The sequence below is a fragment of the Granulicatella sp. 20925_1_45 genome (genome assembly GCF_041433555.1).
GTDB lineage: Bacteria > Bacillota > Bacilli > Lactobacillales > Aerococcaceae > Granulicatella.
Map to the genome: position 1 here is coordinate 22,244 of NZ_JAPWBR010000006.1, position 15,341 is coordinate 37,584.

Genomic DNA, 15,341 nt, shown 5'->3' on the forward strand with positions numbered 1-15,341 from the left:
TACGTGAAAAAGAAAAAAGTAATCAAAACAAATGCAGTTCGAATGGTCGAAAAAGCGAAAGTTCCATATGCCATTCATGAATATGATGTGGATACAGCACATCTTGATGCGATTCATGCAGCACAAGGGATGGGAATTCCTGTCGAGGAAGTCTACAAAACCATTGTATTAACAGGAGATAAGACTGGACATTTAGTCGCTTGTATTGCGGCTCACCGCGAATTAGACTTAAAAACGATTGCGAAAGTTTCAGGAAATAAGCGCGTAGAATTATTATCACTATATAAACTGGAACCATTAACAGGCTATGTGCGTGGAGGATGTTCACCGATTGGGATGAAGAAGAAATTCCCAACCTTTATTGAACACCATGCGATGGAGCAAAAAACGATTCGTATCTCTGCGGGGAAACGTGGACTTCAATTAGAAATTGCACCACAAGATTTACAACAGTTAACACAAGCAACAGTATTCGAAAATCATCCAGATGGGGTGGAAGCATGAGTGAAGTAACGATTCTTCACATCAATGATATGCACTCGAATTTCCACTCCATAAAAACACAAACGAGTTTTATGAAGGAGCGAAGAGCTACTCTTGAGGCACAGGGACAGAAGGTATTTGGCATTGATTTAGGAGACCTGATTGACCGTGTTCATCCACTGGTTGAAGCAGAAGATGGAAAGATTGCGTCCAGAGTGTTAAACGAGCAACAAATCGATTTTGCCACTCTCGGAAATAACGAAGGAACGGCATATACACCGCTCGAATTAGAGGCAGCTTATGAAGGTCGCAAGTTCGAAGTTATTATTTCGAATGTCAAATGGGCAACAACTGGAGAAGTGCCTCCGTTTGCAAAAGAAGTTCACTTCGAAACAGTGGACGATTGCAGTATTGCATTTATCGGGTTGACGGCATCGTATCCAGAAAGCTATGGTCCAAATGGCTATTTGATTGAAGAGCCGATGGATGCGTTGAAGCGCCTTGTACCGACGCTTGCAGCAGGCGGTCATCAGATTATCTTACTGTCACATTTAGGAATTGAAATGGATCATCTGATTGCCGAAACTTATCCTGAAATTCAAGTGATTCTTGGGGCACATACGCATCATTTCTTTGAAGAAGGAAAATGGGTCAACCAAACACTGTTAACAGGTGGATTTAAGTATGGTGCTTATATTGGTGAACTTCATTTGAGAATAGAAGGTAGTCGCTTGCTTCCTCTTTCTGACAAAATGATTGCAGTCGAGGATTTAAAAGAGGATTCGACTATTGATGAAGGAGAAGTACTTCGCCAAGAAGGAATTGCTCTCTTGAAAGCAGAAGTGGTACTTCCACAAATTCCTGCGTACTCCGTAAAAGAACTAGCTCTTCTCTCATTAGAAGCGATGACGAGACAAACTGGAGTTCCAGCGGCATTTACTTATACAGGACTTTTTGTAGTACCGTTTAAAGAGGGTCCACTCACAAAGTTCGACTTACATGAATGTATGCCACATCCAATTCATTTGAACAAGAGCCACTTTAAAGTTTCCGATTTCAAACGACTATTGCAAATTTTTGAAGCGCAGCAGCCTGAATTACTAGAAAAAGCTATTCGTGGATATGGTTTTCGTGGTAAACTGTTTGGAGAGATCCTTTATACAGGATTTCAGTTCGCTAGTGGCAAAGTCGTTGTAGACGGTAAAGGATTAGCAGACGACGAGTTTATTACATTTGTTTGCCCAGACCATATGCGATTCGTTCCATTTTTCCCGATCATTGAAGAAAAAGGGGACAACGAAATTATTTATCCAGATTTATTAAGAACGATTATTGAAAAAGAATTAGTATTCAAAGAAAGGAAGAATCATGACTGAACAGAAAGCAGAAACACTTTCACAGGAATTAAGTCAAGTCTTAGAAGAGATTGTGACAACGCCTGAAGAAGAAGTGAAGCGTGCGGTAATGGTTGGAGATACAACCGTGATGATTGATGATGTGCATTATGAAATCGTCGAAGATTACCGTGACGGATTTAATATTGAAGCGTTAAACGAGCGCTATAATGATATTTTTGAGCGCTATGATTACATCGTTGGCGACTGGGGCCATGAAAAATTACGTTTGAAAGGTTTCTTCAAACATTCGCATAAATTGGCGACTCCGGATCGCGATATCGATTATTTACAAGAATATTTATTAGAGTATTGCAATTTTGGATGCCAATATTTCGTATTGGAAAGAGATCCAGAGGCGCAACATAAGCCAGTTGTGGAAGAAGAAAAAACACAGCAACGTCCAAGACGTGAACGCAATAATCAACGCAAACGTCAAAACAATCAACGCAGAGAACATGTATTTAGTCCGGCGGATTTAGATAGTCCAGTCCGTTCAAATAACAAGCGTAAGTTTAAAGACAAGGCTCAAAATCGTCAGAAGAAACGCAATAATGAGACAAATCAAAAGGCGAAAAAAGACCAATCGTTTAACTTGAAAGAATTTATTCCGAAAGAAACGATGAAAGAAAAAGAATATGAAGGCAATAACTTCAAACCAAAACAAAAGAAATCTTCTCAACATTTCTCAATGAAAGAAGTGGAGAAACCAGCAAGCAGTAAGGTGAAGAAGAGTCCTGTGAAATCCACTCAAAAGAAAGGATTCCATATTCGAGAAAACCAACAAAGAGGTAACTAAATGTATAAAGCATATTTTATTGATTTAGATGGAACAATGTACCGTGGAAAAGACCGTATTCCAACGGCCGAAGCATTTATTAAGAGATTGCAAGAAGCCAAGATTCCATTCCTATTTGTAACAAACAACGCTACAAAAACACCTGCACAAGTAGCCGAAAACTTACGTGTGAACTATGGTACTGAAGTTTCTGCAGACGAAGTGTATACAAGCGGTGTTGCGGCAGTGGATTACTTGAAGTCTCATTTCAACGTGAACCGTGTCATGGTCATCGGGGAAGAAGCGATTAAAAATCAAGTTGAAGCAGCTGGATATACGCTTGTTTCTGAAGACCCAGAAGTCGTATTACAATCCCTCGACCGTAATGTGACTTATAAAGACTTAGAAACTGCAACGCTTGCGATTCGCAGCGGTGCGACATATATCGTAACGAATATCGATTCAAACTTACCAAGCGAAAAAGGCCCAATTCCAGGGTCAGGTGCCATCACTGGTTTCTTAAAAGTGGCGACACAAGTAGAGCCGATTATTATTGGTAAACCAAGCAGCGTGATTATGGAGTCTGCGTTGGATTATTTAAATGCCAAATTCCCAGACCGTCATTTTAGAAAAGAGGACATTGCAATGGTTGGAGATAACTACCAAACCGATATTCAAGCCGGAATTCAATACGGCATGGACACACTGATGGTATTAACAGGATTTTCAACACGTGAAGACTTAGAAAAAGTGGAAGAACAACCAACGCACTTGGTAGAGGATTTGAGTGAATGGACTATTTAACTAGAACTTACCGAGTACCAAAATGGGTCACTGCCATCGCGCTATTCTTATTCTTCTTAAGTCTAGGAATTACCTTTGTGATATTCTTTGAGCCGATGTATCATTGGTCGATTGGTTGGTTTGGAGTGGAAAAACTCACTGGTTACAGTGCAGATACGCTTAAGATGAACTATCATGAACTCATTGGATATTTAACGAATCCGCTAGTGGATGCATTGAAGATGACCGATTTTCCAAGTTCAGAACAGGGATTATTCCACTTCTTCGAGGTAAAACGTCTCTTCTTTGTGAATTTTGCAGTACTGCTCGCATCAGGGCTTATCAGTTTTTTTGGAGTGAGATATTTGCAACAAAGAAGACAAACATGGCAATTACGTAGACCCATTCGCTGGCTCGTTTTAATTCCAGTTGTCGTTTGTTTTGCGATTGCGGCATTCTTCGATACTCTCTTTGTGAAGTTCCATCAAGTGTTCTTTAACAATGATGCGTGGATGTTCGATCCGAAAAACGACCCGATTATTTTAGCATTGCCAGAGGAATTCTTTATGCTATGTTTTGCCGTAGTATTCACCTTTTTATTGGTGGGACTTTTAGGGACAAACGTTGCGATTAAGCGATTAAAAGAAATATAAAAAAGTAAGAAACGAGAAGCTTCTTTTCGAAAAGAAAGAGTTCTCGTTTTTTTGTACCAAAAAAATTCGCATATGAGCGGAATTTCACACAAAAAAATGGTATGATATAAGAGATGAACATTTAAAGGATTGAGGAGTGGAATAATGAAATTATCAATTGTCATCCCGTTTTATAACGAGGAAAATATGATTCAAAAAATGTATGACGCCTTAGTAGCAGAAGTCAATAAAATTACTAAAGCGGAATTTGAAATTATTTTTATTAATGATGGTAGTAAAGACCGTACTTTTGAAAAAATGCTTGCAATCGCAGATAGCGATTCTCGCGTAAAATATATTAGTTTCAGCAGAAACTTTGGGAAAGAAGCTGGAACAATTGCTGGACTTGAATACGCAACAGGGGAAGCTGTGATTTTAATGGATGGGGACTTACAACATCCACCTGCACTTCTTCCACAAATGATTGAAGCGTATGAAGAAGGATATGACGTTGTGAGTGCTCGTCGTACACGTACTGGTGAAAAACCACACCGTACATTCTTAGCAAAACATTTCTATCGCCTTGCAAACAAAATGATGGATATCGAATTGATGGATGGGGTCTCTGAATTCCGTCTATTCAGCCGTAAAGCGGTTCGTGCCATTCTTTCATTACAAGAATACAACCGATTCTCTAAAGGAATTTTCTCTTGGATTGGTTTTAAAGAAAAAGTCATCGAATATGAAAACCAAGTTCGTACAGTTGGTGAAACAAAATATTCATTGAAGTTCTCATTAAACTATGCGATTCAAGGGATTTTATCGTTCAATGATAAACCGCTTCGTGTGTGTATTAATTTCGGTTTATTCTGTTTATTAATCTCGTTGGTCTACGTTCTTTGGACATTTGTTCAATACTTCGTAGCTCCAGATTCACTCGTGAGTGGATACTTCACAACGATCTTCTCTGTCGTACTCTTTGGTGGAATTCAATTGATTTCTATCGGGGTATTAGGGGAGTATATCGGTAAGATTTACTACGAAGTGAAGAAACGTCCACATTACTTAGTTGATGAAACGAACATGACGGTGAAAGGAGAGCAACATGACGACTAAGAAAAAGGTCTATTTAGCAAGCTTCCTTGCGCCGATGGTCATCATGTTTATCGCGTGGGCGATTGATGGCTTCTTCCCGTTTGGTGCAAGGTCGCTAATGGCGGTTGACTTTAACGCACAGTATATCGGGCTCTACGCCTATTTCAAACATCTTTTCTTAAACTGGGATTGGAGTAGCTTCTTCTATTCTTTCTCGAAATCAATTGGTGGGGGAATGCTTGGAATTTGGGGCTTTAACTTATTAAGTCCATTTAACTTCTTATTCCTATTCTTCTCGGAAGAAAACTTCCAATGGATTGTTCCTGTTGTTATCGCATTACGTTACGGAACAATGGGACTTACGATGACGCATTTCCTTGTGAAGCGTTATGACGGTCTAAAGAAAAAAGCCTACTTACTTCCAATCGTAGCGACGATTTATGCCTTAAACGGATTTAACGTCAGCTATCAAATGAACCCAATTTTCTACGATGGCATGATTATGTTGCCACTAGTATTAATTGGAGTAGAACAAGTGCTTGATAATGAGTCTCCGCGAGGCTATATCGGAATGCTTGCGCTAGCGCTATTTGTACACTTCTATATGGGTTATATGACATGTATTTTCGTAGTCATCTACGCATTCTTCTATGTCATCCGTTCAAAAGAATTTACAAATATCAAAGTGGTTTTTGAACGCATGTTAAAACTAGCTTGCGCTTCGATTATCGCAGTCGGGATGGTTGCAGCGATTCTATTGCCAATCATCATCAGTTTAGTTTCTACTAAAGGTGGTTTGCAAAACTCATTGAAATTTGAGTGGACATTGCAAATTAACCCGTTTGAAATTTTATCGAAATTATTCCTTGGATCATTCGATAATGATTCATGGCCAGCAGGTCCAAACTTGCCAAACATTTATGTGGCGAGCTTCGGGATTTTAGGAACCATTTACTACTTTATCTCTAAGAAAATTACAAAATGGGGTAAGGTTGCAGCAGGATTCGTGCTTGTTGTTTTCTTAATCTCTTGTGCGCATGAATTTACAAGTAAATTATGGCATATGGGACAAAACCCAGCAGGATTCTTCTACCGCTTCTCATGGATTATCGCGTTCTTCTTAGTGTACCTAGCTTACTTAAGCTTACGCGAAGTCGAACGATTTACCGCAAAAGAAGCAAGCATCTTATTTGTAGGAATGGCGATTATTTTTGGAATCGTTCAATTCCAAGAGCATTCATTCTTAACAATTTTGCAACGTATTGCGACTCTTGGTATTTTCATGATTATGCTTTTTGTCTTGTTCTGGACAAAAGCGAAGAAACCGTGGGCAGTGATTGCAGTATTGACGGTGGTTGAATTGACAGCCAATGCGGCCATTGTTCAGTCGCGTGTCGGATATACAGATGCGTACAAATACCACGATGCGGTTCTTCAATTGAAAGATGCCATCAATCCAATTCGTCCTGACGATACAGATTTCTATCGTATCAATAAGACATTTAACTTAAGTAAAAACGATCCATTTATGGTTGATTACCCAGGTTTATCAGTATTTAGTTCAAACTTGGAAAACAGTACGCGTGATTTATTTGACCGCTTAGGAAATAACGGGATTAACGCGACAACGTACTATCAAGGAACACCGCTGCAAGACGCGCTCTTCTCAGTGAAATACTTAGTGGCACCAAAACCAGTGTATACAAAAGAATATCCTGATACTTCGAAAATGTATGTATTCGGAAATATGGTAACGCGTAAAGATATTACGTCGAAAGAACCAGTGTACGAAGCAACAAGAACGAAGACGTATGAAACAGGATTAATCTTACCAATTGCTTATGGTGTGAATGATGTGACAGTGAATGTAAAACTGGAAAATCATCAACCGATTCAAAACCATAACAAGATTGTCCAAGCAATGGGAGCCACAAGTGAAAATTACTTAACGCTTCTAGCAGCCAACGAAGTGAAGTTGGATAATATGGAAGTTCCTGATTCTTCTAAACCAGAAACGTATAAACGCGTGGATTCATCAAAACCAGGAACAATTACGTATCATTTAGTACCGCAGTCTTCTGAAGATTACTGGGTATCGATTCCTCAAAAACTTTCTCACACGAATAAAAACAAAGTGAGAATTTTACTCAATGGAAATACGTATGACTTCCAAGATAAATTCCAACAAACACAACTTATTCAAGTGGCCCATGATTCACTTGGGAAAGCCGTTGATTTAACGATTGAAATTGACACAGATGACGAATACAACTTGTCAGGTTTACGCCTAGCACGTTCAAATAGTGCCTTAGTAAATCGCATGATTGAAGAGCATCAACTTCAAGGAATGAAAGTCACTCATTGGGATGATAGTCATATTCAAGGGACTGTGAATATCACAGACGATAGCACATGGATGATGACAAGTATTCCATATGAAAAAGGCTGGACGGTTAAAGTCGATGGTCAAGTCGTTGGAACGGCTAAAGTTTGGGATAGTCTTCTTGCTTTCCAAATTACACCTGGTGAACATACAATTGAGATGACTTACATGCCAGAAGGATTTATGGCAGGATTCGTGATTTCAATCTTATCAATTTGTATTTATGTGTTAGCCATTTATAAAAAATGGATTTAATTGAATAGGAGTAGACTATAATGACAATTTCAAAAATGAAATTAAAATATAGTTCGCTATTCTTCGTTCCATTTGTGGTGATGTTGGGGGTCTTCCTAAGTTTAGGATTGACCCCTTTTTCGCAAAATTCGATTCATAGCGGAGACTTTCTTTCTCAATATTTTCCGCTTTATATCGGATTGCATAAACTATTTTGGAGTGGAGATTTTAGTGGTCTATTTTGGTCCTTCGAGAAATCACTTGGAGGAGCCATGCCAAGTGTCTGGGGCTTTAATAGTTTAAGTCCATTCACGTTTTTATATGTGATCTTTCCAATTTCAAGTTTTCAAGTCCTTAGCTACGTGATTCCTCTTCTACGTGCTGGGGTCATGGGAGTCGTCTTTGGATATTTCTTAGAAAAGAAATTCAAAGGCGTGTCGAAACATTACTGGTTATCATTAGGATTGGCTTCGTCATATGCCCTTAGCGGATTTGTCGTATCGCAACAATATAATCCTAATTTCTTAGATAATCTGGTCTATATTCCGTTTATTCTCTTGGGAATTGAAGAGGTGGCAAGTGGGAAGCGTTCGGTGAAATTACCGCTGTTTCTTGCCATTAGTTTAATAACGGATTTTTATACAGGGTATATGATGTGTCTCTTTGTGGCGCTCTATACATTTTATGTCGTCTTCTCGTCGGATACTTCATTGAAAGAGGCCGTACAGAGAATAGTGAGAGTCGCGTTATTTGCACTGATTGGAGTTGGCCTTGCAGCATTTTGGCTATTGCCCGTCTTTAGCGCCTTATTAGAAAGTAAAGCGAGTGCGGGGAGCACCTTTGCATGGTCTTGGAACCCGGTAAATGATTTAGTCGCTATGCCGCAAAAATTCATCTTAGGATCCTTTGGTGAAAAAGAGTGGGGCGATTCTAAGGCGTTACCGCAACTCTTTATTGGTGGATTAGGACTCTTTGGATGTTGTACGTTTTTTGCTAAAAGAGAGATTACACTTCGTAAGAAATTAGCAGCGACAGTCGTGTTGCTTGTCTTACTGCTTTCGTTTTCGATTCAAGGTTTCGATCAAATTTGGCATATGGGACAACGCCCGGTTGGTTTCTACTTCAGAAATTCATGGGTAGCCAATAGTTTTATGCTAGTGCTAGCATCCGAAAGTCTAATGCAGTGGAAAGATGAATTCCGCTTGAATGAGTTCTTAGTGGCCATCTTTGGATTTGGGTCAATTCTAGTGTTGTCGACTCTAAGAAGTCTGCAATATGTTGAGACCTCACAGAAAATACTCGCGTTTATTATTTGGACGATTATCTTATTAGCTTTCTTCTTTAGAAGAGCTGAAAGAGTTCGTAGGCTTCAATTAACGGCCGGAGTCGTGATTGTTGAGTAAATGGTGAGTTCCTTTGTCGGTTTTAGAAGAGCACCTTATTTTATCGGGAATGCAGGATTACAGGAACAAATGGAGTTTGCGATAGCTTTTGATAAAGAAGGTTATAGCCATCAAAGTACTTTTATGCGAATGGAAATGCATAAAGGATTGTCTCATGCGAATTTCCCGATTGCATTTGGCTACAATGGAGCTTCTCACTTCACATCAAGTCTTGAACATTCGCTAATTGAAGAGATGAGCCATCTAGGTCTTCCAACGTCTCAATCAGTGGCAAACTATACCAATCGTAATGTGATTTTAGATTCGCTCTTTGGCGTATCGCGTTTTATGATGGACGGCGATGAAAACCGTGTCTTTGCGGATGTACGCGGGATGTATGCGAAAGAAGGCAAAGTGAAGGATTTTGTGGTTTATCGAAATCCATATGCGTTTTCTCTTGGCTATTTAACGAATGAAAATACAGCAACCAATATCGCTTTTGAAAAAAATCAACCAGTAGCCAATCTCAACCAGCTCTTGCAAGTGATTGGACTCTCTGGAACAAACGCATTGACTGAAGTGAATGTTGGCGAACCTGTGACGACGAATTTAACGAAGGGGCAGGAGAAATACACTCTAACAAATGAGGCAGAACCTGCTAAAATTGAATGGAAGTTCACTCTACAACCAAACAAACTTTATTTTGTCGAAATTCCAGAACGTCAAGCGGGCTCTGTGATTAAATCAAAAGTGATGCTAAATGGTATTAGTTATCCGTATGAGAATCGATTCCATGAGAACCAATTGTGGATGATTGGAAATGGGAATTTAGATCAGACAATTACCTTTGCGATTGAGGACGCGAAAGCCAAAGAATGGGATTTACGTGGCTTCAAGTTCTATACGATTGATATCACAACACTCGCAAATGCATTGACGCAATATAAGAAAGCAAATGATATTACAATTGAGTCGTATACAAACGCGATGGTGAAGGCACATGTCACTGTAACCAATAGTGAGCTGAGCTTTGCGACCTTTACGATTCCATACCATTCTGGTTGGAGCGTGACGGTGGATGGTAAGAAGCAAGAAGTGAAAAAAGCGCTCGGATTCTTTATGGGCGTTTCACTGACAGAAGGAGAACACGAGATTGTTTGGAGTTATACGCCACCAGGATTACATCTTGGAATGTTCATTTCTATTTCGTCACTTCTCTTACTAGTTTTCCTATGGAAAAAGCATAAAAATTAAATCGATTGTCATTAAAATAGTCTCTGAAATCGTGCTGATTTTAGAGATTATTTTTTTTCGTGTTTTTACAGGCCGTACTTTTGTAATTGAGAGGTGTTCATGGGTATAATGGCTTGTTAATTAGTGAAAGGGAAGTGATGAAGTGATGGATGCGACAAGTTTAGCCGAAGCCGTTCGTTTGAAAAAAGTGAGTCCATTAGAATTAGTAACAGAAACGATTCAACGCGCGCACACGCTTAATCCTTCTCTGAATGCCATTGTTTATGAGCAATATGAAGAGGCGCTTGAAAAAGCGAAACATTTTCAACTGACGAATCAACCATTTGCGGGAGTTCCTATTTTTCTAAAAGACTTAGGGCAAGAACAAAAAGGAAGCATCTGTACATATGGCTCGCGTTTATTCAAGGATGTAAAAAGCGCTCAGACTGATAACTTTGTCAAACGGCTAGAAGAACTCGGCTTTATCATTATGGGTCGTACCAATACTCCAGAATTTGGATTTAAGACCGTCAGTGATGCCGCACTCCATGGTCCTGTTCGAAATGCGGTGAATTTTGAGCGAAACGCTGGAGGCTCTAGTGGAGGGGCAGCTGCTGTTGTAGCAAGCGGAATTACACCAATTGCAGCAGCAAGTGATGGTGGTGGATCGATTCGAATTCCGGCCAGTCATAATGGATTGATTGGACTCAAACCTTCTAGAGGGCGTGTGATAGTCGGACCAGGTTCTTATCGTGGATGGAATGGCGCAACCGTTCATTTTTCGTTGACAAAAACCGCCCGAGATACAAGGAACTTATTATTCCACATGCAAGAGTGCCAGATGGAAAGTCCATTCCCATTACCAAAACTGAGTTACGACCAACTTTATAAAACAGAAAAAATAAAACTATTAAGAGTAGCCGTGTTGTTACAGTCACCAGTAGGAGAAGCGATTTCTAGGGATTCGGTGGATGCCGTGATGAAGATTGCACATTTCTTTGAAAATCATGGGCACTCCGTAACGCTTTTACAAAAGGATCCTGTCGACGGTATCGCTCTGCAAAAAGGATTTTATATTATCAGTGCGGTTGAAACAGCGTTGATGTTCCAAAATATTGAATGCCAGCTTGGACGCCAAGTAACGCGTGACGATATGGAACTGATGACATGGGCGATTTATCGTAGTGGCATGGATATTTCAGGGATGGAGTACTCTAAAGTGGCTTCAAGTTGGGATAATTATGCCGAGCAGATGTCGCAGTTACACGAGCAGTACGATGTGCTGCTGTTGCCGACAGTTGCACAGGCCGCTCCGAGTCTTCATCCGTATGAGTTGTCTGCGGAATTACAATCCAAACTAATACGCATTGATGATTTTACAAAAGACCAAAAGCAGCAATTGCTCTGGGAAATGTTCGAAGAGAGCGTAGCCGATACGCCATTTACCCAGCGATTTAATATTACTGGGCAACCGGCCATTAGCTTGCCAGTTCACCACACCAAAGATGGACTGCCAATTGGCGTGCAACTCGCTGCAGCAAAAGGAAGAGAAGATTTGCTCCTACAAATCGCAGAATGGTTTGAACAGGAACAATTATTACAAGTAACAAAACAGTAGAAAGAAGTGAAAGTGTGTTAGAAACAGAAGCTTTATTTAAGCCTTTCGAATTAAAAAAAGGAGTCACATTGGACAATCGATTTGTGCTTTCTCCAATGGTGACGAACTCTTCAACGAAAGAAGGTCATATTACAGAGGATGATTTAAAATACGCCGAGCGTCGTGCACATGCTGCAGCCCTTCAAATTACAGGGGCGGCATACGTGAACAAGCACGGCCAGCTATTCGAGTATGGTTTTAGTGCGACTTCTCTAGACGATATCGAAGGCTTAACCAAACTAGCCAAAGCGATGAAATCAGGTGGAGCGAAAGCCATCTTACAATTAACGCATGCGGGACGTTTTGCAAGTCATGCCTTAAACCGTGACCGCTATGTGTATGGTCCAAGTGCGATGACATTACAATCGCCTTTCCCACATGAAGTCAAAGAATTAACCGTAGAAGAAATTCATGGCATTATCGAAGATTATCGCCGTGCTGCTCAAATTGCCATTCAGTCTGGATTCGAAGGCTTAGAAATTTCATCGGCGCAACGACTGCTCATTCAAACCTTCTTCTCAACGTTCTCAAACGAGCGTACAGATGAGTATGGTTGTAAGACATTAGAGGACCGTTCAAGAATCGGGATGGAAGTCTTAACGGCGGTTCAAGAAGTGATTGATGAATATGCCTCAGATGAGTTTATTCTTGGATTCCGTGCGACTCCTGAAGAAACGCGTGGAAATCAAATTGGATACACCGTGGATGAGTTTCTTGAGTTCTTCGAAGAGGCTCTTAAGAAAGTGAAAATTGATTACTTAGCTATTGCAAGCTGGGGACATGATGTCTTCAGAAATAAAGTCCGTGCTAAAGGACCGCATCAAGGCAAACTCGTGAATAAAGTCGTCTATGACCGCTTAAAAGGGCGAGTTGCTGTGATTGCTTCAGGCGGTATTAATTCTAAAGAAAAAGCACTTGAAGCATTGGAAAATGCAGATTTAGTCGGGCTATCAACACCGTTTATCACGGATCCAGAATTTGCCGTGAAGATTCAAGAAGGAAATGAATCAGATATTCAATTAACGATTAAACCAGAAGCGCTTGAAGCCTTAGCGATTCCAAAGGCGGCCTTCAAAGATATCGTACCTTTAATGGACTTTGGGGAGTCGCTTGAAAAAGAAGCCAGAGATTTCTTCAGAGGACTCGAAGCCAACTACGAGGGGAGAGAGACGGGTGAAAATTAGTCTATTAGATTATGGTCTCGTAGATGAAGGAAAGACGAGCGCAGAAGCTGTTCGTGAAACATTGGAGTTGGCGCAATTAGCAGACGAACTTGGATTTCATCGATTCTGGGTAAGTGAACATCATAATGTGCCAGCGCTCTCGATTAGTGCTCCAGAAGTGGTGATTCCGTACCTTGCTAGCCACACGAAGAACATCCATATTGGTTCGGGTGGAATCATGGGGCTTCATTATTCGCCGTATAAAGTAGCTGAAATCATGTCAACGCTAGAAGGACTATTCCCAGGACGTGTGGATATCGGTCTTGGTAATTCCCCAGGAACGCCGCTTGTAGGTCGTAATTTGCAGTCGCTTTATTCGAAAGAGCAATATGCCTTGTGGTTAGAAAAATTGCAGCACTATTTAAATGAAGCGCGTCATAAAGGTGTGGTCGTTCCAGAAGTGGCGACTGTTCCAGAGCAGTTCCTTCTTGGAATGGGAGGTCAGTCGATTGAGTCAGCGGCAACTCTTGGTTTGAGTTTTGTATATGGTGTATTTCCGTATATTCCTCAAGACCCTGTGGAGTTGGCGAAAAGTCTTTCCAAGAAATATCGTAGCACCTTTAAACCAGGCCCACATAGTAAGCAAAGCAACTTCGTACTAGCGGTATTTGTGGTTATTGCAGATACGAGTGAAGAAGCCGAAGAGATGGCGAAACCATTAGATTTATGGATGCTTGGAAAACAAGATTTTTCAGAATTTCATACCTTCCCAACACGAAAAGATGTGGAAACATATGAATTAACTCAGCGTGACCGTGAAAAAATCGCAAGCAACCGCAGTCGACTCATTGTGGGAAACCCACGTGAAGTTTACGAGCAAATGGAGACGCTAAGAGCAGTCTCCAATCCCGATGAGTTATTATTTATTCCACTCGTCGGTTCCATTGAAAAAAGAAAACGTTCAGTAGAATTACTTGCTGAATTATATAAAGGAGAAAGATAAAATGAGAAAATTTGCTAACTTTTTATGGATTGATAAAGAAGGAGAAAACTACACGATTCGTATGACTCCAGAACTTCAAGATGATGTCGGTACAATTGGATTCGTTCAATTTAACATGGATGACGAATTAGAAGCTGAAGACGAAATCTTAAGTTTAGAAGCAAGTAAAACAGTGATGTCGATTGTGACTCCACTTGCAGGGAAAGTCGTAGCTAGAAATTTAGCGGCAACAGAAGATCCTAAATTATTAAACTCTGAAAAACCAGAAGAACACTGGTTAGTGACATTAACGAATGTTGATGAAGCAGCATTCTTGGCATTAGAAGATGAATAATCATAAAGAAGAGCAGTTGCTCAAACAAATGATTGAAATCCTAGCGCAGGAATCAGGAGAAACCGTATCAGTTGAAGGGAAAACGCTAGAAGAGTTGAAGACCCTTTGGAGAGGTTTTGTGAATGTAAGACAGCCAAAAGAGGCTTCTGCAGACTATATAGTTTTAGAAAATGAGTATTTACAAGAATACCATGCTCCAAGAGTCCAAACCTTAGCAGATTGCGCGCCGACTGCAAATGACCAAATCAAACTGTATTACGGTGACTTGTGTGAATTACAAGTGGATGCGATTGTGAATGCGGCGAATAGTGAGATGCTTGGATGTTTTATTCCGAATCACCGCTGTATTGATAATGCGATTCATACTTTTTCAGGAATTGAACTTCGAAGCTTTTGCCACCATTTAATGGAGGAGCAAGGAAAGAAGGAACCTGTTGGAAAAGCAAAAATCACGCCAGCGTTCAACTTGCCATCGAAGTACATTATTCATACGGTAGGCCCCTTCTTGCCTCCAGGGCAAAAAGTAACGCCGCTTCGTGAACAGTTACTGGCTGGTTGTTACAAGAGTTGTTTGAATGCAGCAAGAGAAGTTGGCCTAACCTCGATTGCTTTTTGCGGGATTTCAACAGGAGAGTTTGGATTTCCAAAAGAACCTGCCGCTCGTATTGCAGTGGATACCGTGAACAAATGGTTGACGGAGACATCTTCAACAATGACCGTTATTTTTTCAACGTATACCAAGGAAGACCAATCAATTTATCAGAATTATTTATCAGGAGAACAGTAG

Annotated in this window: 12 protein-coding genes and 1 pseudogene; all 13 read left to right on the forward strand. The window is 40.4% G+C overall.

The genetic code is table 11. The features are described from left to right. Nucleotides 1–3: 3 nt before the first annotated feature. Nucleotides 4–504 carry a Cys-tRNA(Pro) deacylase gene (gene ybaK / locus O3798_RS03245; RefSeq protein WP_371463249.1) on the forward strand — a complete coding sequence of 167 codons (501 nt, stop codon included), beginning with the start codon at nucleotides 4–6 and terminating at the stop codon, nucleotides 502–504. Then, complete coding sequence (locus tag O3798_RS03250; protein ID WP_371463251.1) at nucleotides 501–1,859, forward strand: metallophosphoesterase; 1,359 nt, start codon at nucleotides 501–503, stop codon at nucleotides 1,857–1,859. Before ybaK ends, O3798_RS03250 begins: the two co-directional genes overlap by 4 nt. Further along, nucleotides 1,852–2,676, forward strand: coding sequence for a YutD-like domain-containing protein (locus O3798_RS03255; protein ID WP_371463253.1), 825 nt, complete (start codon nucleotides 1,852–1,854; stop codon nucleotides 2,674–2,676). The genes O3798_RS03250 and O3798_RS03255 overlap by 8 nt, the downstream gene beginning before the upstream one ends. Continuing rightward, nucleotides 2,677–3,459 carry a TIGR01457 family HAD-type hydrolase gene (locus O3798_RS03260; RefSeq protein WP_371463255.1) on the forward strand — a complete coding sequence of 261 codons (783 nt, stop codon included), beginning with the start codon at nucleotides 2,677–2,679 and terminating at the stop codon, nucleotides 3,457–3,459. Then, nucleotides 3,447–4,091, forward strand: coding sequence for a TIGR01906 family membrane protein (locus O3798_RS03265; RefSeq protein WP_371463256.1), 645 nt, complete (start codon nucleotides 3,447–3,449; stop codon nucleotides 4,089–4,091). Before O3798_RS03260 ends, O3798_RS03265 begins: the two co-directional genes overlap by 13 nt. Before the next feature lie 144 nt (nucleotides 4,092–4,235). Further along, entirely contained in the window at nucleotides 4,236–5,186 is a 951-nt protein-coding gene (locus O3798_RS03270; RefSeq protein ID WP_371463258.1) for a glycosyltransferase family 2 protein, read from the forward strand. Continuing rightward, on the forward strand, nucleotides 5,176–7,803 hold the full coding sequence (locus O3798_RS03275) for a YfhO family protein (protein WP_371463260.1): 2,628 nt from the start codon (nucleotides 5,176–5,178) through the stop codon (nucleotides 7,801–7,803). Before O3798_RS03270 ends, O3798_RS03275 begins: the two co-directional genes overlap by 11 nt. A 35-nt stretch (nucleotides 7,804–7,838) precedes the next feature. Next, nucleotides 7,839–10,418, forward strand: a pseudogene (locus tag O3798_RS03280) (YfhO family protein). 145 nt (nucleotides 10,419–10,563) lie between these two features. Next, nucleotides 10,564–12,015: an amidase gene (locus O3798_RS03285; protein ID WP_371463262.1), complete on the forward strand. Its 1,452-nt coding sequence runs from the start codon at nucleotides 10,564–10,566 to the stop codon at nucleotides 12,013–12,015. Between the two features lie 14 nt (nucleotides 12,016–12,029). Further along, on the forward strand, nucleotides 12,030–13,238 hold the full coding sequence (locus O3798_RS03290; protein WP_371463264.1) for an NADH-dependent flavin oxidoreductase: 1,209 nt from the start codon (nucleotides 12,030–12,032) through the stop codon (nucleotides 13,236–13,238). Beyond that, on the forward strand, nucleotides 13,228–14,220 hold the full coding sequence (locus O3798_RS03295) for an LLM class flavin-dependent oxidoreductase (RefSeq protein ID WP_371463266.1): 993 nt from the start codon (nucleotides 13,228–13,230) through the stop codon (nucleotides 14,218–14,220). The genes O3798_RS03290 and O3798_RS03295 overlap by 11 nt, the downstream gene beginning before the upstream one ends. A gap of 1 nt (nucleotide 14,221) precedes the next feature. Further along, nucleotides 14,222–14,554, forward strand: a complete 333-nt coding sequence (locus O3798_RS03300; protein ID WP_048712854.1) for a glycine cleavage system protein H — start codon at nucleotides 14,222–14,224, stop codon at nucleotides 14,552–14,554. Continuing rightward, nucleotides 14,547–15,341 carry a protein-ADP-ribose hydrolase gene (locus tag O3798_RS03305; protein ID WP_371463268.1) on the forward strand — a complete coding sequence of 265 codons (795 nt, stop codon included), beginning with the start codon at nucleotides 14,547–14,549 and terminating at the stop codon, nucleotides 15,339–15,341. Before O3798_RS03300 ends, O3798_RS03305 begins: the two co-directional genes overlap by 8 nt.